This is a genomic window from Streptomyces sp. 3-6, assembly GCF_056323165.1.
Window position 1 is genome coordinate 78537 of the sequence record NZ_JBWHZP010000009.1, and the last position, 25633, is coordinate 104169.

Sequence of the window (25633 nt, forward strand, 5' to 3'; positions counted from 1 at the left end):
TGGTCGGCTCAGGCACGGATCCCCCTGGGGATGGTCAGCCGCCCGATCAGCACGTACGCGGCGTCGAACAGCAGCGCGAGGACGATGATGCCGAGGGTGCCGGCCAGGACCTGGTTGAGCGCGTTGCTGCTGCCCAGCGAGGCGATCCCGCGGAAGATCAGGTTGCCCAGGCCGGGTCCGGAGGCGTAGGCGGCGATGGCCGCGATGCCCATCAGCATCTGGGTGGAGACCCGGATGCCGGTCAGGATCGGCGGCCACGCCAGCGGCAGCTCGACCCGGGCCAGCCGGGCCGGGCGGGACATGCCGATGCCGGTCGCCGCGTCCACCAGCGACGGGTCGACCCCGCGCAGCCCGACGATGCAGTTCCGCACGATCGGCAGCAGCCCGTACAGCGTCAGCGCGATCACCGTCGGCGGCACGCCCAGGCCCACCAGCGGGATCAGCAGACCGATCAGGGCCAGCGAGGGGATGGTCAGCAGGGTGGCGGTGGTGGTCGTGGCGAGGTTGCCCGCCCACTCGCTGCGGTAGGTGGCGACCCCGATCAGCACCCCGAGCACGGTCGCCACGACCATGCACTGGAACACCACGCTGGCGTGCTGGTAGGCGTCCGCCAGCAACTGCTGGTGGCGGCTGTCCAGGTACTCGAGGAAGTTCACATCCGCTCACCCCAGCTCCGCCGGTTCAGTCCCGTCCGCTCCGTTCCGGGCCGGACGTGCAGCCCAGCGCCGCCTGCTCCACCAGCGGGATGATCCGCAGCGGAACGGGGTTCTCCATGACGATCGCCGTGGCGGCCCGGACGATGCCATCAAAACCGACGACCCGGTCGATCACCCGCTGGAGATCGGCGTTGGAGCGGGCCACGAGCCGGCACAGCATGTCCCCGGTGCCGGTGGTGGTGTGCAGTTCCAGCACCTCCGGCACGGACGCCAAGTGGGCCCGGACATCGGCGCCTTGACCCTGCCGGATCTCCAGCGTGGCGAACGCCGTGACCGGGTAGCCGAGGGCCGCCGGGTCCACCTGCGGGCCGAAGCCGCGGATGACTCCGTTCGACTGAAGCCGGTCCAGCCGCGCCTGCACCGTGCCCCGGGCCACCCCCAGCCGCCGGGACATCTCCAGCACCCCGATCCGCGGCTCCCGCGCCAGCAGCACGATGATGCGGCCGTCCAGATGATCGATCGCCATTCCCGCCTCCCCGATGGTCATCCTGTACAGGAAGTCCGCCGTCACCCGTACGGCGCTGTACAGATTGCCCAGTGATCCAGCGAAGTATTGCGCACCTTGCAGAGCTGCACCACCCTGCACCTATGACGCAGACCACACACCACACTCCCGACACCGCCCGGCAGGCCGACCCCTTCCCGGTCAAGGGAATGGACGCGGTCGTCTTCGCCGTGGGCAACGCCAAGCAGGCGGCGCACTACTACTCCACCGCCTTCGGCATGAAGCTGGTCGCCTACTCCGGCCCGGAGAACGGCAGCCGCGAGACCGCCTCCTACGTCCTGGAGAGCGGCTCCGCCCGCTTCGTGTTCACCTCGGTGATCAAGCAGTCCACCGAGTGGGGCGCCTTCCTCGCCGACCACGTCGCCGCCCACGGCGACGGCGTCATCGACCTCGCCATCGAGGTCCCGGACGCGCGGGCCGCCCACGCCTACGCCGTCGAGCACGGCGCCCGCTCGCTGGCCGAGCCGTACGAGATGAAGGACGAGCACGGCACCGTCGTCCTCGCCGCCATCGCCACCTACGGCAAGACCCGCCACACCCTGGTCGAGCGCCGCGGCTACGACGGCCCGTACCTGCCCGGCTACGTGGCCGCCGACCCGATCGTCGAGCCGCCCGCGCAGCGCACCTTCCAGGCCATCGACCACTGCGTCGGCAACGTCGAACTCGGCCGGATGAACGAGTGGGTCGGGTTCTACAACAAGGTCATGGGCTTCACGAACATGAAGGAGTTCGTGGGCGACGACATCGCCACCGAGTACAGCGCCCTGATGTCCAAGGTGGTGGCCGACGGCACGCTCAAGGTCAAGTTCCCGATCAACGAGCCCGCCATCGCCAAGAAGAAGTCCCAGATCGACGAGTACCTGGAGTTCTACGGCGGGGCCGGGGTCCAGCACATCGCGCTGAACACCAACGACATCGTGCAGACGGTCCGCCAGATGCGCGCCGCCGGCGTGCGCTTCCTGGACACCCCGGACTCCTACTACGACACGCTCGGCGAGTGGGCCGGCGAGACCCGGGTGCCGGTCGAGACCCTGCGCGAGCTGAAGATCCTCGTCGACCGCGACGAGGACGGCTACCTGCTGCAGATCTTCACCAAGCCGGTCCAGGACCGCCCGACGGTGTTCTTCGAACTCATCGAGCGCCACGGCTCCATGGGCTTCGGCAAGGGCAACTTCAAGGCCCTGTTCGAGGCGATCGAGCGGGAGCAGGAGAAGCGCGGCAACCTGTGAGCCGCTGAGCCCGTGCACGGCGGGGCGGGGCACCGGCACCACCTCCGGTCCCCGGCCCGCCGGCCTTCCGGCCCGCCGGCCTTCCGGCCCGCCGGCCTTCCGGCCCGCCGGCCTTCCGGCCCGCCGGCCTTCCGGTCCGCCGGTCCGCCGGTCCGCCGGTCCGCCGGTACTTCGGCCTTCCGGCCGTGGGGCGGCCGAGGCCCGCGCCCGGTGCCCGGATGCCCGGATGCCCGGAGCCCGGCAGCGCCGTCCGGGGCCTCAGGACGACTCGGGTCCCGCCGCCACCGACGGCTCGCCCAGCCGGGCCAGCGCCGCCTTCGCCTCCGGCACCCGCAGCGGCGAGAACCAGGGGTTGATCCGCAGCGCCTCCCGCAAGTGCCGCCGGGCCGGACCGGGCCGCTCCAGGGCCCGCTCGATCATGCCCCGGTGGAACACGTGCAGCGCGACGCGCGCCCCGCCGCCGTGCTCGCCCTCCGTCGCCCGCACCGCGTACCGCAACGCCTCCGCGTGCCGCCCCTCCCGGTGCAGCGCCCAGCCCAGCGCGTCCGCCACCGCCGCCGAGGGCCGCCGCCGGTACTCCGCGCGCAGCCGCCGCACGGCCGCCCCGGCGTCCCCGTGGTCCGCCTCCAGACGGCCCAGCACCAGGTCCCCGGCCACCCCGTGCGCGGCGGCCTTCCGGACCAGCTCGCGCACCAGGTCGTACTGCACCCCGGCGGCCTGCTCCATGCCCAGCGACGCGTACAACTCGCCCAGCTCCAGGGCGTATTCGGGCAGCGGCTGCTTCTCCAGGGCGATCCGGTGGGCGCTCAGCGCCTCGGTCGTGCGGCCCAGCGCCGTCAGCGCCCGGGCCTCGCCCGCGAGGGCCGCCCGCTGGTCCGGGTCGGTCCGCACCGCCGCCCGGAAGTGCGCCAGCGCGCTCTCCCGCTCGCCGCGCTCCCACGCCAGCTGCCCGGCCCGCTCCAGGTACGCCGCCCGCTCGGCCGGTCCGGACGCCCCGGCCGCCGCGTCCGCGATCTGCGCCGCCGCGTCCTCCCGCCAGCCCCGGTCCCGGTACACGGCCGCCTTGCGCGCCTTCACCACCGGCCCCTTCCGCAGCTCCACCAGGCGCTCCAGCAGTGGGCCCACCGCCTTGTGGTCACCCAGCCCCGCGCACGCCTCGATCAGCGGCGGGTACGACGTCCACCGCCCCGGCTCCAGCTTCCGCGCGGCCTCGGCCCAGGCGCGGGCCCTGCCGTGGTCCCCCCGGGCGTTCGCCAGCGCCGCCAGTCCGCGCAGGGCCGGCGCGTTGCCCTCGGGCCGTACCTTCAACGAGGTGCGCAGCGCCTCCTCCGCCCGCGAGTAGGACGCCGGGTCGGCGAGCCGCCGCCCCCGCTCCACCCGGGCCGCCCCGAGCACCGCCCAGGACACGGCGTCCCGGGGGTCGTCCCGCACCCGCCGCCGCTGCTCCTCCAGAAGCGCGTCCAGGTCGGGCAGCGCGGCCGGCACCCCGGCGGTCACGGCGGCCCGCGCCCGCGCCCAGGGCTCCGGCTCCGGCGGCCGTTCCGGCCCCCGCCCCCAGGGCAGCAGCGCCAGGACGCCCCCGAGCACGGCACACCCGGCGACCGAGGCGAGCAGCACCCCGCGGCGCCGCCGGGCGGGGCCGCCGGACGGATGCGGATCCGGGCCGGTCCCCGCCGTCCCCGCGTCCCCCCGCTGCTCCGGCCGTGGTGGCGTGGCGTCCGTGGCGTCGTCCATGGCGCACACTGTGCGCCACCCCCCGCGCCGTACGACGATCACACTCCGGGGCCGGCCGGCCGCCGCGCGCGGGGTTCACACCGATGGCCCCGGATGTCACGCTGTGATCATGAGCCGTACCGAAGCGCGACACCACGCAGACACGGACACGGTGGCGGCCGGGCCGCTCGTCGACCGGCTCCTCGGCGGCCTGCCGCCCGAGGCCGTGCTCACCGACCCCGACGTCACGGCCTCCTACGCCCACGACATGGCCGGCTTCTGCCCGGCCGGCCGCCCCGCGGTGGTCGTCCTGCCCCGGACGGTCGAACAGGTCCAGCACGTCCTGCGCACCGCCACCGCGCTGCGCGTGCCCGTCGTCCCGCAGGGCGCCCGCACCGGCCTGTCCGGCGCCGCCAACGCCACCGACGGCTGCATCGTGCTCTCCCTGACGAAGATGGACCGCATCCTGGAGATCAGCCCCGTCGACCGGATCGCCGTCGTCGAACCCGGCGTCGTCAACGCGGCGCTCTCCCGCGCCGTCGGCGCACACGGCCTCGCCTACCCGCCGGACCCCTCCAGCTGGGAGACCTGCACCATCGGCGGGAACATCGGCACCGCGTCCGGCGGGCTGTGCTGCGTGAAGTACGGGGTGACGGCCGAGTACGTGCTCGGCCTGGACGTCGTCCTCGCCGACGGCCGCCTGATGTCCACCGGCCGCCGCACCGCCAAGGGCGTCGCCGGCTACGACCTGACCCGCCTCTTCGTCGGCTCCGAGGGCACCCTGGGCGTCGTCGTCCGCGCCGTCCTCGCCCTGCGGCCCAAGCCTCCCCGACAGCTCGTGCTGGCCGCCGAGTTCGCCTCCGGCGCCGCCGCCTGCGACGCCGTGTGCCGGATCATGGAGGGGGGCCACGTCCCCTCACTCCTCGAACTCATGGACCGCACCACGGTCCGCGCCGTCAACGACCTGACCCGCATGGGCCTGCCCGAGACCACCGAGGCCCTGCTGCTCGCCGCCTTCGACACCACCGACCCGGCCGCCGACCTCGCCGCCGTCGGCGCGCTGTGCGAGGCCGCGGGCGCCACCCAGGTCGTCCCGGCCGAGGACCCGGCCGAGTCCGAACTGCTGCTCCAGGCCCGGCGGTCCTCCCTCGTCGCCCTCGACGCCGTCCGGGGCACCACCATGATCGACGACGTGTGCGTGCCCCGCTCCCGGCTCGGCGCACTCATCGAGGGCGTCGAGCGGATCGCCGCCCGGCACCGGCTCACCATCGGCGTCGTCGCCCACGCGGGGGACGGCAACACCCACCCGACGGTGTGCTTCGACGCCACCGACGAGGACGAGTCGCGGCGCGCCCGCGCCTCCTTCGACGAGATCATGGCCCTCGGCCTGGAACTCGGCGGCACCATCACCGGCGAGCACGGCGTCGGGCTGCTGAAGAAGGAGTGGCTGGCCCGCGAGCTCGGACCCGTCGGGCTGGAGATGCAGCGGGCCGTGAAACGGGCCTTCGACCCGCTGGACCTCCTCAACCCGGGCAAGCTGTTCTGATCCGCCCGTCCGGCACCGCGCCGGCCCGGCGGTCACGGCGCGAGCAGCCCGGCCAGCTCCTCGTCCAGATCCAGCTGTTCGCTCTCACTGCCCGGCGGCACCAGCCGCAACGTGCGCTCCAGCCAGGCCGACACCTGCGCCGCCGGGACCTCCAGCAGCGCGTCGCCGTCGGGCGAGCTCAGCGCCATCAGCACGACGGAACGCCCGTCCGCCTTCGACGGCCACACCCGCACGTCCCCGTGCCCGCACGGCCGGAACACGCCCTCCACCAGCAGCTCCCGGGCGAACGTCCAGTGCACGGGATGCTCGGAGGTGACGTGGAAGGCGACGTGCACGGCGTAGGGGTCGTCGGTGCGGTAGCCGAGCCGCGCCGGTACGGGCAGCGCCCGCTCCGGCGACAGGATCAGCCGCAGTTCCAGTTCCCGCTCCACCACGGTGTTCATGGCATGTGCTCCTCTCGCGTGACCGGACCCGTCGGGGGCCCGCACGAGGAGAGAGCGGCCGGGGCCGGGAGCATTACGCGGCTTCCGGAAACTTTTTCGCGGGCGGCGCCGGACGCACCGGACGCACCGGACGCACCGGGCGCACCCACCTCGCGCACCCCCTCGGCGGCGCGGGCGCGGTGGGGGCCGGCGGCGCCCCGGACGGTCCGGGGACCGCGGGGGCAGGGGCGTCACGGGCGGTGCGTGCGTACCACATCGGCCCCCGAAAGGGGCGGGTCCGGCGGGACGGGCGGTGGGGCCCCGGGCCGTCTGATAGATGTGTATCCCCCCATCCCACCCAACGAGCAGATACGGGACGACGGACATGAGCGCCCCAACCCCGGCCCCGGGCGACGACAGGCCCCGCGAAGGGTATTACCCGGACCCGTCCATTCCTGGATACGTCCGGTACTGGAACGGCGCCGCCTGGGTGCCCGGCACCAGCCGTCCCGCGCCCGCGGCCGGTGAGCGCCTCGCGCCGCCGCCCGGTGCGGCGGCCCCCGCGCCGCCCGCCGTGGAGGAGACGGGACCGCACTTCTTCGACGAGGACCCGGTCGAGCCGCCCGTCGCCCCGGCCCCCGCGCCGCCCGCCGTCCCGGCCCCCGGATCGCCCACGTCGCCCACGTCGCCCACGGCAGGGCCGTCGTCCGCGCCGTCCCCGGCCGAGGCGCAGCACGGCAGCCGTCCGGAGCCCGCGTCGGCCTGGGGCGCCGACCGCTCCCGCCAGTCGGGCTTCGGCGGTGGACCGGACCGCCGGGTCTCCTGGGGCGCCGACCCGCGGGCACCGCTCGCCTCCGGACCGGAGGCGGACGGCGGTGCGGGAGCGGACGGACCCGTGGGGGCGCCGGCGGCCGGCACCGGGGGGCCCGCCGCACCGGCCGGGAGCACCCGGCAGGACGAGGGCACCATGACGTTCCGGGCCGCCACCACCCCGTCCGGGGGCGGCCGTCCCGGGTTCGGCGCCGGCAAGGCGGCAGCCGCCCGCGCCGCGAGCCGGGCGGCTGCCGCCTCGGCGTCCGGGTCCGCCCCGGCCGCCGCCGTCCCGCCGTCCGGACCGCAGCAGGCGCCGACGCCCACCGTGCCCCCGCAGTCCCCGGCCCCGCAGACGGCCGCCCGCGCCGCCACCCCGCCGACGGCACCGGCCGCGGCGGCGGCCCCGGCGCCCGCTCCGGCTCCGGCGCCCGCTCCGGCGCCCGCCTCCTCTCCCGCCCCGGCGGCCACGCCCGCCTCCCCGCCCCTGGCGGCCTCCGGGCCGTTGGCGGGCGGCGCGGGCGGGGGCCAGTCGTCCTGGGCGCAGCAGGTGCACCGGCTCGCGGGCGGGGACGAGCCGCCGGTGGTGCCGTGGAAGCCGCCGGTGGACGACCCGTTCCAGGCCGCCGCCCGGCGGCAGGCCGAGGCCCGGCCCGCCCCGCTGGGCAAGCGGTTCGCCGCCCGGCTGGTGGACACGGTCGTCCTCGGCGCCGTCACCGCCGTGGCCGCGGTGCCGCTGGGCAGCCGGGCGCTGGACCACATCGAGGCGAAGATCGAGACCGCCAAGCTGTCCGGACGGACCGTCACGGTGTGGCTGCTCGACGGCACCACCTCGCTCCACCTCGGCATCGTGCTGGCCGTGCTGCTGCTCGCCGGGCTCCTGCTGGAGGTGCTGCCCACCGTCAAGTGGGGCCGCACGCTGGGCAAGCGGCTGCTGGGGCTGGACGTCCGGGACATCGAGGGACACGAGAGCCCGGAGTTCGGCGCGGCGCTGCGCCGCTGGCTCGTCTACAGCGTCCCCGGGCTGCTCGTCGTGGGGATCGTCGGCGTCCTGTGGTGCCTGTTCGACAAGCCGTGGCGCCAGTGCTGGCACGACAAGGCGGCCCACACCTTCGTGGCCGGCTGACCTCCCAAGGACCCCTCGGGGGGCCCTCGGGAACTGCCGGGGCGGGCCGTCGTCCCGGTACTCCGGACGGCGGCGCGCCGGATGCGGAGCCGAGGGGTTCGGGGTCGACTCGGGCCTATGAGCAGCACACCGCCTCCCGGTCCGGGACAGCAGCCCCCGGACGACGACCCGTTGCGCAAACACCCCCCGCCCGGCGGCCCGGGCGCCCCCGGGCCCGGGCAGGGTCCCGGTCCGGGCCAGGGTTCCCCCTACGATCCGCCGCCCGGGCAGCAGCCCCCGCCGTACCCCGGTGACCCCTACGGCGGCGGAGGCGGCCAGGGCGGCGGCCCCTACGGGGGCGGTGGCGGTTCCTACGGCGGGGGAGGGGGCGGCCCCTACGGCGGCGGCGGCGGTCCGTACGGTCCCGGCCGCGCCGGCGGTCCGGGCGATCCGCTCGCCGGGATGCCGCCGCTCGCGGACAGCGGCCGGCGCACCCTCGCCCGCATCATCGACATGATCCTGGTCGGCATCGTGGTCTGGCTGCTCACCTGGCCGTTCGGGGTGAGCGAGTACAACGTCGACACCGATCAGATCAATGTGGGCAACTCCTTCTGGCAGTCCCTGGTCGCCGCGGTGCTGTACATCGCCTACGACACCTTGCTGACGGCGCGTCTGGGGCAGACGCTGGGCAAGAAGTGGCTCAGGCTCCGGGTGGCCAACCTGGACAACGGGGCGACGCCCTCGACGCAGACCTCGCTGACGCGGGCGGCCGTGCTGTGGCTGCCGTTCGCGTTCTGCTGCGCCTGCGTGTGGACCGTGATCGCCGGTGGCTGGAGCTACTTCGACCGGCCGTACAAGCAGGGCCTGCACGACAAGGTGGCCAAGACCGTGGTGGTCAGCACCGGTTGACGCCCCGGCGGGTGCCGGAGGGCCTCAGGAGGCCGCCCGCTCCCGTACGGGTTCGCGGACCGGGGAACCGACCGTGGCCCGTACGGCGGCCGGGCGCGAGGGACGCCCGGCCGGGGCGGCGGGAGCCGACGCGGCGGGACCCGGGACGGCCGGAGCCGAGGCGGCCGGGGCCGTGGCGGGGCGCGGCCGGGCGAGCGGCAGCCGCACGGCGGCCAGCAGGCCGAGGGCGAGGGCCGCGACGGCGACGGCGGCGACGGCGGGGCCCGAACTCGCCCCGGACAGCAGCAGCATGGCGAGGGTGGACAGGACCACGGTGCACGAACCGCAGGCGAGCTGAGCGACAGTCGGACGGGGCATGGCCATCGTGTCCTCGGAGGTCGGGGGCTGTCGGCCTGGCAACCGCCGGCTCATGGGCGATCCGCCATCCGACTCTAACGCCGAGGGTGCCCGAGGGGAACGGACAGTAAGCGTGACCTGACCGACAGGACCGGTGCACAGGGGGCGCACGGAGTCATGACGTCCACCCTGTGGACGGCCGTACGCGCCGTGCGGTTCGCAACGGTGTGTCCGCAATGCGAACCACCGTTCCGCATAACGCCTTTGATCTGTTCAAGTCAAGGTCTGTTTTTTCAGCGGAACCTCTAGTCAAATGTCGTCACTTGATTACACGCGTTGATCACGTGTGCGCGGACTGCATCCATTACCGGAACCCCCCTGCCGCGCACACGCACGCGGGAGGGGATCTCTCAAGTGACCACGAGACCATGGACGTTCAGAGCGGCCGCGATAGGCGTGGCCGTCGCGGCGGCCACCGCCACCGGCTCTGCGTTCACCCTGGCCCAGGCCGACACGGCCGATCGGGCCGACCGGCCCGTCACCGTGGACCGGAAGGACCCGGCGGAGCTGACCCACGTCGAGCACGACCTCGAGGGCCCGCTCTCCAAGACCCAGGCCGCGCAGCGCGAGGAGGCGCTGAAGCAGGTCATCTCCGGCAAGAACACCGTGAAGAACCGTCACGGCTCCAAGGTCGTCGGCCTCAAGAGCAAGAAGGGCGACACCAAGTACGTCGAGCTCGGCCGCGAGAAGACCGACAAGATCTTCACGATCCTCGTCGAGTTCGGCGACCAGATCGACAGCCGCTACGGCGGCACCCCCGGCCCGCTGCACAACCAGATCGCCGAGCCGGACCGCAAGAAGGACAACTCCACCGCCTGGCAGGCCGACTACAACCAGAAGCACTTCGAGGACCTGTACTTCGGCGAGGGCAAGGGCACCGAGTCGGTCAAGACGTACTTCGAGAAGCAGTCCTCCGGCCGCTACTCGGTCGAGGGCCAGGTCTCCGACTGGGTCAAGGTCCCCTACAACGAGGCCCGGTACGGCAACAACGCCTGCGGCCAGAGCAACTGCCCGAGCGTGTGGAACGTCGTCAGCGACGGCCTGGACGCCTGGGTCGACCAGCAGAAGGCGGCCGGCCGGACCGACGCCGAGATCAAGGCGAACGTCGCCGAGTTCGACGAGTGGGACCGCTACGACTACGACGGCGACGGCGACTTCAACGAGCCCGACGGCTACATCGACCACTTCCAGATCGTGCACGCCGGCGAGGACGAGTCCGCCGGCGGCGGCGCGCAGGGCACGGACGCCATCTGGGCGCACCGCTGGTACGCCTTCGGCACCGACGCCGGCGCCACCGGCCCGGAGCAGAACAAGCTGGGCGGCGCGGCCGTCGGCGACACCGGCATCTGGGTCGGCGACTACACCATCCAGCCGGAGAACGGCGGACTCGGCGTCTTCGCCCACGAGTACGGCCACGACCTCGGCCTGCCGGACCTCTACGACACCGCGGGCGGCGAGAACTCCACCGGCTTCTGGACCCTGATGTCCTCCGGTTCCTGGCTGGGCACCGGCAAGAAGGAGATCGGTGACCTCCCCGGCGACATGACCGCCTGGGACAAGCTGCAGCTGGGCTGGCTGAACTACGACCGGGCCAAGGCGGGCGTCAACTCCTGGCACAAGCTGGGCCTGGCCGAGTACAACACCAAGCACAAGCAGGCGCTGGTCGTCGAGCTGCCGAAGAAGGCCGTGACCACCGAGGTCGTCACCCCCGCCGAGGGGCAGACCCAGTGGTGGAGCGGCAGCGGTGACAACCTCAAGAACACCCTGACCCGCTCGGTGGACCTCACCGGCAAGGAGTCGGCGGAGCTGACCCTCGACGGCTGGTACGAGATCGAGGCCAACTACGACTACCTCTACACCGAGGTGTCGACCGACGGCGGCGCCAACTGGACCGCCCTGGACGGCACGGTGGACGGTCAGCCGCTCCCGCGGGACGGCAGCGACAAGCCCGCCCTGCACGGCACGGTCGACGGCTACAAGCCCATGGTCTTCCCGCTGGACGCCTACGCCGGCCAGAAGATCGACCTGCGCTTCCGCTACCAGACCGACGGCGGGGTGGCCCTCAAGGGCTTCGCGGCCGACCGGATCGCGGTGACCGCGGACGGCGAGGCCGTCTTCACCGACAACGCCGAGACGGCGGACGACGCGTGGAAGGCCACCGGCTTCTCCCGCATCGGCGCGTCCTTCACCAAGGACTACGCGCAGTACTACATCGCCGAGAACCGTCAGTACGTCTCGTACGACAAGACCCTGAAGGTCGGCCCGTACAACTTCGGCTTCGCGAGCAGCCGTCCGGACTGGGTGGAGCACTTCCCGTACCAGAACGGCCTGTTGATCTGGAAGTGGGACACCTCCCAGGCCGACAACAACACCAGCCAGCACCCGGGCACCGGTCTGATCCTGCCCGTCGACGCGCACCCGAAGGCCATGAAGTGGTCCGACGGCACGCTGATGCGCAACCGGATCCAGACCTACGACTCCACCTTCAGCACCTTCCGCACGGACGGCATCACGCTCCACAAGGACGGCGTCCGCACGAAGATCAGGTCGTCGAAGGGTGTGTCGGAGTTCAACGACCACAAGCACACCTACTACGACCCCGCGAACCCGGGCGGCAGTGTCCAGATCACTGACACCAACACCAAGATCAAGATCACCAAGGAGGCCCGCGACGGCTCCACGATCGAGCTCGAGGTGCGTCCCGCGGTGAAGTAATCCGCGTTCTCGCAGGTCAGAGCATGATCGGCGGCGACCCCCTGGCGGGTCGCCGCCGATCCGTGTTTAGGTGCGTCCGTGCATCTCTTATTGACACCGACGGACACGGGGGTCTGATCACATGGCCGCAGGAGGCTTCTGCAAGCTGCCGAACGGCACCGTGGTGGTGGCGCTGAACCTGCCCCGCCCGGCCGCCGACGGCACCGGCGCGGTCCGCGTCCTCGTGCACGCCGGCAACCGGGCGCGCGCCCTGACCAGGCTGCGCAACCTGGGACTGCGGGCGGTCTACCTGCGGGGCAACGCCGCCCCGCCGACCCCCGACGAGATCACCGCCGTGCTGCACCATCCCGACGGCCTGATATGGCGCACCGCGCCCGGCCCCGGTGTGCTGACCGGACCGGAGCTGGCCGTGGAGCTGTGGCAGCCGATCCGGGCCCTGCTGCGGCGCCCCGCGGCCCCGGCCTGAGCCGCCCCGGGCCTCCCGGGGCCCTCGCCTGAGCCGCCGCGGCAGCCTGCGACGCCCCGGTGCCCACGGACCCGAGCTGCCCCGCTGCCTCGGACCCGAGGCGCCCGCGGCCCCCGCCCGAGGCGCCGCACGACGCGGGCGGGACGCGGGGGCAGTGCGGACCGCACGGGCCGCACGGGCCTGGCCGGCCGGTCAGTCGGCGAAAGCCCGGGTCAGTGGCCGACGACCGGCTTGCCGGTGAGCTCCACGCCCGCGGCGCGCATGGCTTCCAGGGCCTGCTCGGTGGTCTCCCGGGCCACTCCGGCGGTGAGGTCGAGCAGCACCTGGGCGCGGAAGCCCTCGCTCACCGCGTCCAGCGCGGTGGCCCGCACGCAGTGGTCGGTGGCGATGCCCACGATGTCGACCTCGTCGATCTCGCGGGCGCGCAGCCAGTCCGCCAGCGAGGTGCCGTCCTGGTCGGTGCCCTCGAATCCGCTGTAGGCGGCCGAGTAGGAGCCCTTGTCGAAGACGGCGTCGACCGCGCCGGAGAGCACCGCGGGGGCGAAGTTCGGGTGGAAGCCCGCGCCCTCGGTGCCGGCCACGCAGTGGGCGGGCCAGGTGTCGACGAAGTCCGGGTTGTCGGCGAAGTGGCCACCGGGGGCGATGTGGTGGTCACGGGTGGTCACGACGTGCCGGTAGCCGGCCGGGGCCTGCCCGATCAGTTCGGTGATGGCGGCGGCCACGTCGGCCCCGCCGGTCACGCCGAGGCTGCCCCCCTCGCAGAAGTCGTTCTGCACGTCGACGACGATCAAGGCGCGGCGCATGGTGTGTTTCCTCCCGGTGGGAAGTCGGCTGAAGCGGCCCGGCCGGTGAACCACCGAGCCTAGGGAACGGCGGGCGGGGCGGACAGGGGCGCGGCACGGTCTTCCGTGCCTCCGTCCGGTGCGCCCGGTGAAGCGGTGCGGTTCAGTGGCCCGAGGGGCCGTGGTGGTACTCCGTCGGCAGGACGGCCTCCCCCCGGGAGAGCTGGGTGGCGGACAGCGGCAGACCGGCGCGGGCGGCGATGTGCCGTTCGCGGATCACGTCGAGCGGCTCGCGGACCAGCACCTCGCCGCCCTTGACCAGCTGGACCAGCAGCTGCCGGTCGGCCAGGTCGTCGGGCACCGGCCCGGTGCCGACCACCTCGGCCTCGGCGACGCCGTCCTCGTCCAGCCGCCGCGCGGCCCACTTGCGGCCGCCGACGGAGGTCTTGCCGCCGGTGGACTTCTTCGCCACCGGCACCAGCGGCGCCGCCGGGTCGTCCGACTCGGCGCGGGCGACCAGCTTGTAGACCATCGAGGCCGTGGGGTGCCCGGAGCCGGTCACCAGCTGGGTGCCGACGCCGTAGGCGTCCACCGGGGCGGCGGCGAGCGAGGCGATGGCGTACTCGTCCAGGTCCGAGGTCACGGTGATCTTCGTGCCGGTGGCGCCGAGCGCGTCGAGCTGCTGGCGGACCCTGTGCGCCACCAGCAGGAGGTCACCGGAGTCGATGCGCACCGCGCCGAGCCCGGGACCGGCCACCTCGACGGCGGTGCGGACCGCCTCGGCCACGTCGTAGGTGTCCACCAGCAGCGTGGTGCCGCGGCCCAGGGAGTCCACCTGGGCGCGGAAGGCGTCCCGCTCGGTGTCGTGCAGCAGGGTGAAGGCGTGGGCGGAGGTGCCGACCGTCGGGATGTCGTAGCGGAAGCCGGCCGCCAGGTCGGAGGTGGAGGTGAAGCCGCCGATGTAGGCGGCGCGGGAGGCGGCCACGGCGGCGAGCTCGTGGGTGCGCCGGGCGCCCATCTCGATCAGCGGGCGGTCCCCGGCGGCCGACGCCATCCGGGAGGCCGCGGCGGCGATGGCGGAGTCGTGGTTGAGGATGGACAGGATCACCGTCTCCAGCAGCACGCACTCCGCGAAGCTGCCCTCCACCCGCAGCAGCGGGGAGCCCGGGAAGTACACCTCGCCCTCGGGGTAGCCCCAGATGTCGCCGGTGAAGCGGTAGTCCGCCAGCCAGTCGAGGGTGTCGGCGTCGACGATCGCCTTGTCCCGCAGGAAGCCCAGGATCTCCGGGTCGAAGCGGAAGTTCTCCACCGCGTCCAGCACGCGCCCGGTGCCGGCCACCACGCCGTAGCGCCGGCCGCCGGGCAGCCGTCGGGTGAAGACCTCGAACACGCTGCGCCGTCCGGCGGTGCCGCCGCTGAGCGCGGCCTGCAGCATGGTCAGCTCGTACTGGTCCGTGAAGAGCGCCGTCGAGGGGACGCCCAGTCGCCGTCCGCCGCCGCCCGAGCGCGCGGACGCCTCGCGTCCGGCAGCCGTCGACAGCCCTGGATCCGCTGTGTTCATACGACGATGCTACCCCCATTTCGTCAGTTTGACGATTTCCCGGGGGCGGGTGTGCCGACTTCCGTTCTGGCGGGCCGGTTTGTGCGTCCACCCCCCTCCGGTGGCAGCATGGGCTGTGTGACGTCACCCGCACCCCTGGAGATCGAACGCACCGAGTCGGCGGAGGAGACCTTCGCCGTGCCGGAGCCCGACGTCCCCTGGGTCACCATCGTGCACAACGACCCGGTCAACCTCATGAGCTACGTGACGTACGTCTTCCAGACGTACTTCGGCTACTCCAAGGACAAGGCCACCAAGCTCATGCTCGACGTCCACCACAAGGGTCGGGCGGTCGTCTCCAGCGGCACCCGCGAGGAGATGGAACGCGACGTCCAGGCCATGCACGGCTACGGCCTGTGGGCCACCCTCCAGCACGACCGGAAGTGACCTTCCGGACATCACCCGTCCCCTGCGCAGGACCGGAAGTAGCGATCGCCTCCATGCCCGGACACTTCGAACCGCTCCCCGGCGGCGGCGCGGCCGTCGCCCTCGACGACGTAGAGATCTCCATCATCCGGTCGCTGGCCGTGCAGCTGATGGAGCTGATCGGCCCGGGACCCGCCGAGGACGCCCCCGGCGACCCGCTGGCCGAACTCTTCGCCGACGGACCGAGCGAACCGCCCTCCGACCCGGTGCTGCGCCGCCTCTTCCCCGACGCCTACAGCGACCCCGAGGGCCCGGCCTCCCCCGGCGAGGCCGAGGAGCAGCGGGCCCACTCCGCCGAGTTCCGCCGCTACACCGAGAACGACCTGCGCGCCGGCAAGCGCGAGAACGCCCTCGCGGTGATCCGCACCCTGGACGCCCTCAGCTCCGGCGGGGAGGGCGGGGCGGTGCTGAAGCTGTCGCCGGAGGAGTCCCGGCAGTGGCTCGGCGCCCTCAACGACCTGCGCCTGGCGATCGGCGCCCGGCTGGACATCGGCGACGAGGACGACACCGACGTGCTCTTCGGCCTGCCGGACGAGGACGCCCGCAAGCCGATGGTGATGGCGTACCTCTGGCTGGGCGGTCTCCAGGAGACGCTCGTGGGGACCCTCATGCCGTGACGCGTCGGGTCTCTCGAGTCGTGACGCGTCGGACCCTCATGCCGTGAAGATGTCCAATACATCCATATGGGTCCCCGCGAAGTGTTCGCTCAGAGGAACCTCAACTCCGCATAACGATCCCGTCACCGCCCCGTGGATTTATTCCGCAGGGGCGGTTTTCTGTGATGCGTGTCACTCGGGGGCGGGTGGGCAGCGTGGTACGAATCTCCAGCCCGTTCGCGGCACACCTCCGCCGGGAACGGGCAGCCGGCCACCCTCACCGGCGTGCACCACCCAGCACGGCAGGTAGCGACGGCCCCGGTCCGGGGGCCGTCTCCCCCCACCGCCGCCGCCGCACGGACCACGGCGTTCGCACACGTCGCACCCGTTCTGCTGCGCCACGCCAGCACGTCCCCGCTCTTGAGGAAGCTCGATGTCACTCGACTCCATCACACAAAACATCGACGACTCCGTCAGCGATTTCTTCGACCCCGTCGCGACCGCCGTCGGCGACGTCGTGTTCTACACCGTCACGGTGTTCGGCGCCGAACTCCCCCTCATCGTCGCCTGGCTCGCGATCGCGGGTCTCGTCTTCACGTGCTGGTTCGGCCTCGTCCAGGCCCGCCGGTTCAAGCTCGCCCTGGAGGTCGTGCGCGGCAAGTACGACGAGGCCGACGCGCCCGGCGAGGTCAACCACTTCCAGGCCCTCACCGCGGCCGTCTCCGGCACCGTCGGCCTCGGCAACATCGCCGGTGTCGCCGTCGCCGTCTCCGTCGGCGGCGCGGGCGCCACGTTCTGGATGATCGTCTGCGGCCTGCTCGGCATGGCGAGCAAGTTCGTGGAGGTCACCCTCGGTGTGAAGTACCGCGACGAGCACCCGGACGGCACCGTCTCCGGCGGTCCCATGCACTACCTGCCCAAGGGCCTCGCCGAGCGCTTCGGCCGCGGCGGCGCCAAGCTGGGCAAGGTGCTCGCGGCCCTCGCCGCGATCTTCATCCTGTTCTTCGGCCTGTTCGGCGGCAACCTCTTCCAGACCAACCAGAGCTACGCCCAGATCGCCTCCACCTTCGGCGGCGAGGACGGCTTCATGGCCTCCTCCTCCGGCGCGGTCCTCTTCGGCGTGCTGATCGCCGTCCTGGTCGGCCTGGTGCTCCTCGGCGGCATCCGCTCCATCGCCTCCGTCACCAGCCGGCTGGTCCCCGCCATGGCGATCATGTACGTCCTGGCCTGCCTGACCGTCATCCTGGTCAACATCACCTCCGTGCCGGACGCGATCGGCGACATCTTCACCGGAGCCTTCCAGCCCCAGGGTGTCGCGGGCGGCATCCTCGGCGCCCTGATCGTCGGCTTCCAGCGCGCCGCCTTCTCCAACGAGGCCGGTATCGGCTCCGCGCCGATCGCCCACTCCGCGGTCAAGACCAAGCACCCCGCGAGCGAGGGCCTGGTCGCCCTGCTGGAGCCGTTCATCGACACGGTCATCGTCTGCACCATGACCGCGCTGACCATCGTCATCGCCAACCCGGCCAGCTGGGGCGAGGCCCGCGAGGGTGCGGGCATCGGCGGCGTCACCATCACCTCCGACGCCTTCGCCACCGTCCTGCCCTGGTTCCCGCACCTGCTGACCGTCGCGGTGCTGCTGTTCGCCTTCTCCACGATCCTCACCTGGGGCTACTACGGCCTGAAGGCGTGGACGTACCTCTTCGGCCGCAGCAGGACCAGCGAGACGATCTTCAAGAGCGTCTGGAGCATCTTCGTCGTCGCGGGTGCCCTCCTCTCCCTCGACTCCCTGATCAGCCTTGCCGACTCGGCCCTCTTCCTCCTCGCGGTCGTGAACATCATCGGCCTCTACCTCCTGGCCCCCGTCGTCAAGCGGGAGCTCAACTCCTTCCTGGAGTTCGTCCGCCTCCGCAAGAGCGCCGAGGCCGCCGACGCCCGGCCCGAGGAGCCCGAGGTCCCGGCGACGAAGTCGCTCTGACCCTCCGGCACCGCCGACCGTCCCCTCCCAGGACGCCCTGGCCGCGGGGAGCACTCGTGGGGCTCCCCGCGGCCGGCCGCTCACGGCGTCCGGCATCCGGGCCGTTCCGTACCACCCTTCGGTACGGGACGGCCCGTCTGCTTATGCTGAGCCTCATGCTGACCATCACCCAGGCGCTCTACGACCAGATCGTCGCCCACGCCCGCAAGGACCACCCGGACGAGGCGTGCGGAGTGGTGGCGGGCCCGGTGGGCTCCGGCCGCCCCGAACGCTTCATCCCCATGCTGAACGCCGCCCGCTCGCCCACGTTCTACGAGTTCGACTCCAAGGACCTGCTGCGGCTGTACCGCGAGATGGACGACAACGACGAAGAACCCGTGGTCATCTACCACTCGCACACCGCCACCGAGGCGCACCCCTCGCGCACCGACATCGAGCTGGCCAGTGAGCCCGGCGCCCACTACGTGCTGGTCTCCACCGCCGACACCGACGGCCTCGGCGAGTTCCAGTTCCGTTCCTTCCGCATCGTGGACGGCGAGGTCACGGAGGAGGAGGTCAAGGTCGTCGAGGCGTACTGAGACCGCCACGAGGGTCCGCCCCACGGACCGGACGGACCCCGCCCACCTGCACCGTCTCGATGTCCGGTCGGTAGCCGTCCGCAGTGTGAGATCACACTCGGATCCCCCGATCGGGAATCGATACGATGACCGCATGGTTCTCCCTGACGTGAGCGACAAGACGCCGGGCAGCATGCTCGTGGCGCGGCTGCACGTCGACCTGTGCAGGCTCGCCAGCGCCATCTGTTGACGAACCCTGCCGCCGTACGGCCGTGAGCCCCGGCGTCCGCACCGAGCACCACCCGCGTCACCACGCACCCGCGCCGCCGTGCGCCCACCGACGAGACGACACCTTCCGACAGGAGCCCTCTGCCATGGCCATCGAGGTCCGCATCCCGACCATCCTCCGCCAGTACACCGACGGTCAGAAGGCGGTGGACGGCTCCGGGAACACCCTCGCCGAGCTCTTCGCCGACCTCGAGACCCGGCACACCGGCATCCAGGACCGCATCGTGGACGGCGCGCAGCTGCGCCGCTTCGTCAACGTGTACCTGAACGACGAGGACGTCCGCTTCCTCGACGGCATCAACACCAAGCTCAGCGACGGCGACAGCGTGACCATCCTCCCGGCGGTGGCCGGCGGCTCGGCCGCGGCGACCGCCGGGCGACGGTCGGGAACGGCCTGATCGCCGATGCGCTTCGACTCCCCGCTGGCCGCGGTGGGCAACACCCCTCTGGTGCGCCTGCCGCGGCTCTCGCCGTCCGAGGACGTGCGGATCTGGGCCAAGCTGGAGGACCGCAACCCCACCGGCTCCATCAAGGACCGTCCCGCCCTGTTCATGATCGAGCAGGCGGAGAAGGACGGCCGCCTCACCCCGGGCTGCACCATCCTCGAACCCACCTCCGGCAACACCGGCATCTCCCTGGCGATGGCCGCGAAGCTCAAGGGCTACCGGATCGTGTGCGTGATGCCCGAGAACACCTCGCAGGAACGCCGGGACCTGCTCGCCATGTGGGGCGCGGAGATCGTCTCCTCCCCGGCCGCGGGCGGCTCCAACACCGCCGTCCGGGTCGCCAAGGAACTCTCCGCCGAGCACCCGGACTGGGTGATGCTCTACCAGTACGGCAACCCCGACAACGCCGGCGCGCACTACGCGGGCACCGGCCCGGAGATCCTCGCCGACCTGCCGTCGATCACCCACTTCGTGGCCGGACTCGGCACCACCGGCACGCTCATGGGCGTCGGCCGCTACCTGCGCGAGCACAAGCCCGACGTGAAGATCGTCGCCGCCGAGCCGCGCTACGACGACCTCGTCTACGGGCTGCGCAACCTCGACGAGGGCTTCGTCCCCGAGCTGTACGACGCCTCCGTGCTGACCACGCGCTTCTCCGTCGGCTCCGCCGACGCGGTCACCCGCACCCGTGAGCTGCTCCAGCAGGAGGGCATCTTCGCGGGCGTCTCCACCGGCGCCGCCCTGCACGCCGCGATCGGCGTGGCGAAGAAGGCGCTGAAGGCGGGGGAGAGCGCCGACGTGGTCTTCGTGGTCGCCGACGGCGGCTGGAAGTACCTGTCGACCGGCGTCTACACGGCCCCGACGACCGAGCAGGCCATCGACGCCCTCCAGGGCCAGCTCTGGGCCTGACCCCCGGCTGACCCTCGGCCGTCCGCCCAGCACCCCGAAGGGGCCCGAGCACCGCTCCGGCCCCTTCACCGCTGCCCGGGGGCGTCTGCGCGGGCGAGGGCCCGGGCGGCACCCGGCGGCCCGCCCGCTCCCCGCCGGGCTCACTCCGCCAGGTGGCGCACCCGCTCCCACAGGGCCGGGTCGAGCACGCCGGCCCGGCGGCGGAAGTCCTCCAGCGGGACGTCCCGCAGCTCGTCCGTCTCCAGATAACTGGCCCGCCCCCGGGCGTCGCCGACGGACCCCGGCGGCAGCGGGACCACCCCGGGCCGCCCGTCGCCCGACCTCGTCGTGATCTTGGCGACCGTGACCCGGTCCCCGTGCACCGTCAGCACCAGGCAGGGCCGGTCCTTGCTCCCCGGGCGGTCCTCGAAGGGCACCCCCGCCCACCAGATCTCCGCCGGCCGCGGCCCGCCCGCCCGGGGCCCGGTCCGGCTCCGTCTTCCGCGCGCGGAGGGCCGGTGGCCCCGGCCCCAGCCGTCGACGAGCGCGGCCACCAGGGCGAGCAGGACGACCGCGGCGAGCGCGAGCCACCACCAGGACGTGTCCATGGCACCGACCGTACCGGCGCGGGCGCCGGCCGCGCGCCCCTCCACCCGCCCCACGCGCCCCGGTTCCAGCCGAACTGGTGACAGCGCAGGTGAGTTCCCCCACAACCGCCCCTGGCGAAGGAGCGACCACACGTTTTGCGTCTTACGCTCGACGGACCGCACAACCCCCGTTCTCACATCCCCGCAGCGGAGGTTTCTGCTCCATGAAGCTCACCGTCGTCGGCTGCTCGGGGTCGTTCCCGTCCGTGGATTCGGCCTGTTCGAGCTACCTCCTCGAGGCCGACGGCTTCCGGCTGCTCCTCGACATGGGCAACGGTGCCCTGGGCGAGCTGCAGCGCCACTGCGGTCTCTACGACCTCGACGCGATCTTCCTCAGCCACCTGCACGCGGACCACTGCATCGACATGTGCGGGTACTTCGTCGCGCGCTACTACCGGCACGACGGCGGCCGTTGCGACCCCCTCCCGGTCTACGGTCCCGAGGGCACCGAGCACCGCCTCACCACCGCCTACGCCGACACACCCTCCGCCTCCTCCATGAGCGAGGTGTTCGACTTCCACACGGTCAAGCCGTCCACCTTCGAGATCGGCCCGTTCACCGTGCACACCGACCGGGTGGCGCACCCGGTGGAGGCGTACGGCATCCGGATCGAGCACGGCGGGCGCACGCTGACGTACTCCGGCGACACGGGCGTCACCCCGGTGCTGGACGAACTCGCGCGCGACGCCGACCTGTTCCTGTGCGAGGCGGCCTTCACCCACGGCAAGGAGAACATCCCCGACCTGCACCTGAACGGGCGCGAGGCGGGGGAGACCGCCGCCCGGGCCGGCGCCCGCCGCCTGGTCCTCACCCACATCGCCCCCTGGACCGACCCGCAGGTCAACCTGCGCGACGCCCGCGCGGTCTACGACGGCCCGGTGGAACTGGCGGCGCCGGGGGCCACGTACCAGGTTTGACCTCCGCAGGCGGGCCGCCGCCCGCCCACGGGGAAGGCCCCCGGGCACCGTCACGCACGACGGTTCCCGGGGGCCTTCGCGTTGACCCCCCGCGGGGGCGGGCCTACGCCTTGGTGGTGTCCTCGACCTCTTCCTCCGGCTCACGGCCCGGAGTCGGCAGGTTGAACTTGACGATGGCGAAGCGGAAGACCACGTAGTAGATCGCCGCGAACACCAGGCCGATCGGGATGATCAGCCATGGCTTGGTCGCCAGGTTCCAGTTGAGCCCGTAGTCGATGGCGCCCGCCGAGAAGGTGAAGCCGGCATGGACCCCGAGGGCCCAGGTGATCGCCATGGACAGGGCGGTGAGCACCGCGTGGATCACGTACAGCGCCGGGGCGATGAACATGAACGCGAACTCGATCGGCTCGGTCACACCGGTCACGAAGGAGGTCAGCGCGAGGGAGACCATCATGCCCATCACGGCCTTGCGGCGCTCGGGGCGGGCGGCGTGCGCGATGGCGATCGCGGCGGCCGGCAGACCGAACATCATGATCGGGAAGAAGCCCGACATGAACAGACCGGCGTCCGGGTCACCGGCGAAGAACCGGTTCAGGTCACCGTGGACGACCTCGCCCGCGGCGTTGGTGAAGTCACCGATCTGGAACCAGGAGACGGTGTTGACGAACTGGTGCATGCCGACCGGGATCAGCGCACGGTTGATCAGGCCGAACAGGCCGGCGCCCACGGCACCGAGCGAGGTGATCCACTCGCCGACGTTGGAGATGCCGTCACCGATCGGCTCCCAGACCAGGCCGAAGAAGACACCCATCGCGGTGCCGACGAAGGCCATGATGATCGGGACCAGACGGCGGCCGTTGAAGAAGCCGAGCCAGTCCACCAGCTTCTTGCGGTGGTAGCGCTGCCACAGCACCGCCGCCAGCAGACCCATGATGATGCCGCCGAGGACACCCGGGTTGTTGTAGGTCGCGGCTATGTCCTCGCCCGCCTGGACCTTCGCCTCGGTGACGGGGAAGGCCTTCAGGACGTTGCTGTAGACGAGGAAGCCGACCAGCGCGGCGAGCGCCGTGGAGCCGTCGGACTTCTTGGCGAAGCCGATGGCCACGCCGACGCAGAACAGCAGCGGCAGGTTGTCGAAGATCGCGCCACCGGCGGTGGCGAAGACGGCCGCTACCCGGTCCCAGCCGAACCCGTCCTCGCCGAACACGTCCGGCTGGCCCAGGCGGAGCAGGATGCCCGCCGCCGGCAGGACGGCGATCGGGAGCTGAAGGCTGCGGCCCACCTTCTGCAGGCCCTGGAAAAGGCCGGATCCCCGCTTCTTCGCGGGGGCCGCCGATGCGGTGGCGGTACTCATACGTCCTCCATCGGTGGTGGTCTACACCACTGAGTGGTGTAGACCTGTTCTAGCACGATGTGGCGCATATAAGGAACCCGTCAAAATCGCAACCACGGGGCTACGCACCGTGGCCACCCCGGGGGGCGAAGCGGAACCGGGTGCCGCCGCTCGTGGGTGGCCTGCGGGCACACCGAAAGACCCCCGGACCGGCAGGGTCCGAGGGCCGTGGGAGCCGGCTCCAGCCTAGCCAAGCGGAGGGCGAGGGCGGGGTGACGGCATTCCCCCCTCCGCCTCCGCCGGGTGCCGGGAGGACCGCAGGACCCGGATCGCGCGCTACGTCGCTCTCTTCGCCATGCCGTTCCTGATGGTGACGATGATGTACGCGACGTACGTCGGGACCATGCACGCACCGGCCGCCCGTGACATGCCGGTGGCCGTGGTGGGGTCGGGGCAGGCCGCGCAGCAGGTCGTCGCCCAACTGGACGCCCTCGACGGCGGCCCCGTCGAGCCCCGGCTGGTGGCCACCGCCGACGAGGCGCTGGACCTGCTCCGGGACCGTGAGATCTCCGGCGCCCTGGAGATACCCGCGGGCGACGGGGGCGCGGCCGTGATCCACACGGCGTCGGCCGCCGGTGCCTCCCAGGCGAGCACGGTCCAGCAGGTGCTGACGCCGGTGGTCGCCGAGAACCAGTGGCAGATCACCACCAAGGACTCCGCCCCGCTCCCCGACGGCGACATGTCGGGCACCGCCGTCCTCTTCGCGGGCATGGGCATGATGCTGGCGGGCTACGTGCCGCTGAGCATCCTGATGCTGTCGCTGCCGTTCCTGCTGCGGCTGCGCACCTTCGTCCCGCTCCTCGTCGGGTGGGCCGCGGCCACCAGCACCGTCATCTGGGTCATCCTCGGGCCGGTCGTGGGCGCGGTGGAGGGCCACTACCTGCAGTTCCTCGGCGTCGGCATGCTGACGATCGGCGCGGTCGGCATGACCCAGGCGCTGTTCACCAAGCTGGTCGGGCCGCTCGCCGTCCTCGTGGGGATGCTGCTGTGGGTGGTCTTCGGCATGCCCTCGTCCAACCTGGCGCTATCGATGCACAGCATGCCGGGCTTCTTCCAGTGGCTGTACGGCGTGCTGCCGCTGCCCGCGGCGGGTGAGGCGCTGCGCTCCCTGCTGTACTTCGACGGCCGCGGCGCCGGCGGCCACCTCCTCCCGCTGGTCTCCTGGCTCGTCATCGCCTTCGCGCTCGCGCTGCTGAAGGAGCGCCGTTCCGGGTACGCGATCCCGGCCGCGCCCGACGTGTCCGACGTGAGCACCCCGCTGCCCGCGCTGTCCGGCGGTCCGGTGCGGTCGCCGAAGATCCGCTACTTCGCCGCGGCAGCCTTCCCGCTCGCCATCCTGATCGGTGTCGTCGGCGCGATGAGCGCCTCCATGCACCAGCCGAAGATCCACGACATGCCCGTGGTCGTGGTCGCCGCCGACGCCGGACAGGCAGAGCAGCTGGCCGAGGGCCTCAAGCCCCAGCTCGGCGCCATGCTCGACCTCCGCAGCGGCACCTCCGTCGACGAGGTCAAGGAACAGATCCTCGAACAGGAGATCGTCGGCGCCTACGTCCTGCCGTCCTCGGCCGACGGCCCGGCGACCCTCTACAGCTCCTCGGCCGCCGGTTCCAGCCAGCAGATGACCCTGCGGTCGGTGTTCCAGCAGGTCGCCGCCGGACAGAAGACCGCACTGGAGCCGATCGACATCAAGCCGCTGACCCAGGACGACACCCAGGGCAGCAACAGCATGTACGTCGGCATGTCCTGGATCATGGCCGGCTTCCTGATCATGGCGGTGCTGCGCGGCGGTGCGCCGGAGCTGACGCGGCTGCGTCACTTCCTGGTGAAGCTGGCCGGCTGGGCGGTCGGGATCTCGGTGTGGCTGTGGTTCCTCTTCGACGTCCTGATCGGCGCCGTCAACGGACACGCCCTGGAGCTGATCGGTGTCGGCGCCCTCACGGTCTTCTGCGTCTCGCTGGTGACCGGCGTCTTCACCCGCACCCTCGGTCTCGCCGCGATCATCCCGGTGATGCTGGTCCTGATGCTGGCCGGTGTCCCCGCGTCCGGTGGCGGTCTGTCCGTGTACATGGTTCCGGAGGTGTTCCGCAGCCTTCAGGACGTTCTGCCGCTGCCCGCCGCCGTCGACATCGTGCGCTCGACGGTGTACTTCGACGGCCACGGGCTGGGCCGCAACCTCCTGACCATCGGCATCTGGGGCGCGGCGGGCCTGGTCCTGAACGTCCTGGTGGACCTGTGGCTGGCCCGCCGGGATAAGAGGGCGCCGAACCCGCCGGCCGCTTCCGGGAACCCCGGCTCCGACGCGACCGAGGACGGCGCCACCGTCGACGCCCCGAAGAAGGGCGACCCGGCGCTCGCCCCGGCGCACTGACCCGGTGCACTGACCTGGCGCACCGATCCGGCGCACCGACCCGGTGGTCCGGGTCTCCCGACCCGCTGGGAGACCCGGACGGCCCGACACCGCAGCCCTCGCACGGGGCTGCGGTGTCGTGAGTCCTCGCAACGGGGGCTGCGGCGTCCGGCCCCCGGCGTCCGGCCCCCGACCTCCGGCTCCCGACCCTCGGCCCGTGGGCTCCCACCCAGCGGGCC

General features: G+C 72.5%; 24 protein-coding genes. 15 read left to right on the top strand and 9 right to left on the bottom strand.

Features of this window, described 5'->3' with window-relative positions; genetic code table 11:
* Window positions 1–8 precede the first annotated feature (8 nt).
* A complete protein-coding gene (locus AC02VZ_RS14140) occupies window positions 9–656 on the bottom strand; it encodes an ABC transporter permease (protein ID WP_432055128.1) in 648 nt (215 codons plus the stop codon).
* A gap of 25 nt (window positions 657–681) precedes the next feature.
* Window positions 682–1182, bottom strand: coding sequence for an Lrp/AsnC family transcriptional regulator (locus AC02VZ_RS14145; protein ID WP_476475487.1), 501 nt, complete (start codon window positions 1180–1182; stop codon window positions 682–684).
* 122 nt (window positions 1183–1304) lie between these two features.
* Here AC02VZ_RS14145 and hppD point away from each other — a divergent pair, with 122 nt between their 5' ends.
* Window positions 1305–2450, top strand: coding sequence for a 4-hydroxyphenylpyruvate dioxygenase (hppD, locus tag AC02VZ_RS14150; protein WP_476475488.1), 1146 nt, complete (start codon window positions 1305–1307; stop codon window positions 2448–2450).
* 258 nt (window positions 2451–2708) lie between these two features.
* Here hppD and AC02VZ_RS14155 read toward each other — a convergent pair whose 3' ends face one another.
* Window positions 2709–4184, bottom strand: a complete 1476-nt coding sequence (locus AC02VZ_RS14155) for a tetratricopeptide repeat protein (protein WP_476475489.1) — start codon at window positions 4182–4184, stop codon at window positions 2709–2711.
* A gap of 103 nt (window positions 4185–4287) precedes the next feature.
* On the opposite strand from AC02VZ_RS14155, the gene AC02VZ_RS14160 reads away from it, so the two are divergent.
* Window positions 4288–5709, top strand: coding sequence for an FAD-binding oxidoreductase (locus tag AC02VZ_RS14160; RefSeq protein WP_432055132.1), 1422 nt, complete (start codon window positions 4288–4290; stop codon window positions 5707–5709).
* A gap of 32 nt (window positions 5710–5741) precedes the next feature.
* Here AC02VZ_RS14160 and AC02VZ_RS14165 read toward each other — a convergent pair whose 3' ends face one another.
* Window positions 5742–6152: an SsgA family sporulation/cell division regulator gene (locus tag AC02VZ_RS14165; RefSeq protein ID WP_476475490.1), complete on the bottom strand. Its 411-nt coding sequence runs from the start codon at window positions 6150–6152 to the stop codon at window positions 5742–5744.
* A 364-nt stretch (window positions 6153–6516) separates the two neighbouring features.
* Here AC02VZ_RS14165 and AC02VZ_RS14170 point away from each other — a divergent pair, with 364 nt between their 5' ends.
* Together AC02VZ_RS14170 and AC02VZ_RS14175 are read left to right on the top strand one after the other, a co-directional pair.
* Window positions 6517–8067, top strand: coding sequence for an RDD family protein (locus AC02VZ_RS14170; RefSeq protein WP_476475491.1), 1551 nt, complete (start codon window positions 6517–6519; stop codon window positions 8065–8067).
* Between the two features lie 117 nt (window positions 8068–8184).
* Window positions 8185–8955 (top strand): RDD family protein, encoded by a 771-nt coding sequence (locus AC02VZ_RS14175; protein ID WP_476475492.1) that lies wholly within the window; start codon window positions 8185–8187, stop codon window positions 8953–8955.
* 24 nt (window positions 8956–8979) lie between these two features.
* On the opposite strand, the gene AC02VZ_RS14180 is transcribed toward AC02VZ_RS14175, so the two are convergent.
* Window positions 8980–9312 carry a hypothetical protein gene (locus AC02VZ_RS14180; protein WP_432055136.1) on the bottom strand — a complete coding sequence of 111 codons (333 nt, stop codon included), beginning with the start codon at window positions 9310–9312 and terminating at the stop codon, window positions 8980–8982.
* Between the two features lie 393 nt (window positions 9313–9705).
* Between AC02VZ_RS14180 and AC02VZ_RS14185 the strand changes: the two genes are divergently transcribed.
* Window positions 9706–12066 carry an immune inhibitor A domain-containing protein gene (locus AC02VZ_RS14185; RefSeq protein WP_476475493.1) on the top strand — a complete coding sequence of 787 codons (2361 nt, stop codon included), beginning with the start codon at window positions 9706–9708 and terminating at the stop codon, window positions 12064–12066.
* Window positions 12067–12187: 121 nt separating this feature from the next.
* Window positions 12188–12532 carry a hypothetical protein gene (locus AC02VZ_RS14190; RefSeq protein WP_362098760.1) on the top strand — a complete coding sequence of 115 codons (345 nt, stop codon included), beginning with the start codon at window positions 12188–12190 and terminating at the stop codon, window positions 12530–12532.
* A 212-nt stretch (window positions 12533–12744) separates the two neighbouring features.
* Here the strand turns inward: AC02VZ_RS14190 and AC02VZ_RS14195 are convergent, their stop codons facing one another.
* Both AC02VZ_RS14195 and AC02VZ_RS14200 read right to left on the bottom strand, forming a co-directional pair.
* Entirely contained in the window at window positions 12745–13335 is a 591-nt protein-coding gene (locus AC02VZ_RS14195; RefSeq protein WP_432055138.1) for a nicotinamidase, read from the bottom strand.
* A 142-nt stretch (window positions 13336–13477) separates the two neighbouring features.
* Window positions 13478–14875 carry a nicotinate phosphoribosyltransferase gene (locus AC02VZ_RS14200; RefSeq protein ID WP_476475494.1) on the bottom strand — a complete coding sequence of 466 codons (1398 nt, stop codon included), beginning with the start codon at window positions 14873–14875 and terminating at the stop codon, window positions 13478–13480.
* Window positions 14876–14983: 108 nt separating this feature from the next.
* Here AC02VZ_RS14200 and clpS point away from each other — a divergent pair, with 108 nt between their 5' ends.
* The 7 genes from clpS to AC02VZ_RS14235 all read left to right on the top strand — a co-directional run bounded on the left by clpS (window position 14984) and on the right by AC02VZ_RS14235 (window position 20111).
* On the top strand, window positions 14984–15301 hold the full coding sequence (gene clpS / locus AC02VZ_RS14205; RefSeq protein ID WP_192231433.1) for an ATP-dependent Clp protease adapter ClpS: 318 nt from the start codon (window positions 14984–14986) through the stop codon (window positions 15299–15301).
* 53 nt (window positions 15302–15354) lie between these two features.
* Entirely contained in the window at window positions 15355–15957 is a 603-nt protein-coding gene (locus AC02VZ_RS14210; protein ID WP_432055140.1) for a DUF2017 domain-containing protein, read from the top strand.
* Between the two features lie 412 nt (window positions 15958–16369).
* Window positions 16370–17911, top strand: coding sequence for an alanine/glycine:cation symporter family protein (locus AC02VZ_RS14215; protein ID WP_476475495.1), 1542 nt, complete (start codon window positions 16370–16372; stop codon window positions 17909–17911).
* 155 nt (window positions 17912–18066) lie between these two features.
* A complete protein-coding gene (locus AC02VZ_RS14220) occupies window positions 18067–18489 on the top strand; it encodes a M67 family metallopeptidase (protein WP_362098750.1) in 423 nt (140 codons plus the stop codon).
* A 133-nt stretch (window positions 18490–18622) separates the two neighbouring features.
* Window positions 18623–18718, top strand: a complete 96-nt coding sequence (locus AC02VZ_RS14225; protein ID WP_318653187.1) for a putative leader peptide — start codon at window positions 18623–18625, stop codon at window positions 18716–18718.
* Window positions 18719–18842: 124 nt separating this feature from the next.
* Complete coding sequence (locus AC02VZ_RS14230) at window positions 18843–19154, top strand: MoaD/ThiS family protein (protein ID WP_476475496.1); 312 nt, start codon at window positions 18843–18845, stop codon at window positions 19152–19154.
* Window positions 19155–19160: 6 nt separating this feature from the next.
* Window positions 19161–20111: a PLP-dependent cysteine synthase family protein gene (locus AC02VZ_RS14235; protein ID WP_476475497.1), complete on the top strand. Its 951-nt coding sequence runs from the start codon at window positions 19161–19163 to the stop codon at window positions 20109–20111.
* A 140-nt stretch (window positions 20112–20251) separates the two neighbouring features.
* On the opposite strand, the gene AC02VZ_RS14240 is transcribed toward AC02VZ_RS14235, so the two are convergent.
* On the bottom strand, window positions 20252–20698 hold the full coding sequence (locus tag AC02VZ_RS14240) for a type II toxin-antitoxin system PemK/MazF family toxin (RefSeq protein WP_432055144.1): 447 nt from the start codon (window positions 20696–20698) through the stop codon (window positions 20252–20254).
* Between the two features lie 203 nt (window positions 20699–20901).
* On the opposite strand from AC02VZ_RS14240, the gene AC02VZ_RS14245 reads away from it, so the two are divergent.
* The gene (locus AC02VZ_RS14245) at window positions 20902–21654 is read left to right on the top strand and encodes an MBL fold metallo-hydrolase (RefSeq protein ID WP_432055145.1); all 753 of its coding nucleotides are present in this window, start codon (window positions 20902–20904) and stop codon (window positions 21652–21654) included.
* A 103-nt stretch (window positions 21655–21757) separates the two neighbouring features.
* Here AC02VZ_RS14245 and AC02VZ_RS14250 read toward each other — a convergent pair whose 3' ends face one another.
* The gene (locus AC02VZ_RS14250; RefSeq protein WP_432055146.1) at window positions 21758–23008 is read right to left on the bottom strand and encodes a PTS transporter subunit EIIC; all 1251 of its coding nucleotides are present in this window, start codon (window positions 23006–23008) and stop codon (window positions 21758–21760) included.
* A gap of 334 nt (window positions 23009–23342) precedes the next feature.
* Here AC02VZ_RS14250 and AC02VZ_RS14255 point away from each other — a divergent pair, with 334 nt between their 5' ends.
* Window positions 23343–25415 (top strand): ABC transporter permease, encoded by a 2073-nt coding sequence (locus AC02VZ_RS14255; RefSeq protein WP_476475498.1) that lies wholly within the window; start codon window positions 23343–23345, stop codon window positions 25413–25415.
* Window positions 25416–25633 lie beyond the last annotated feature (218 nt).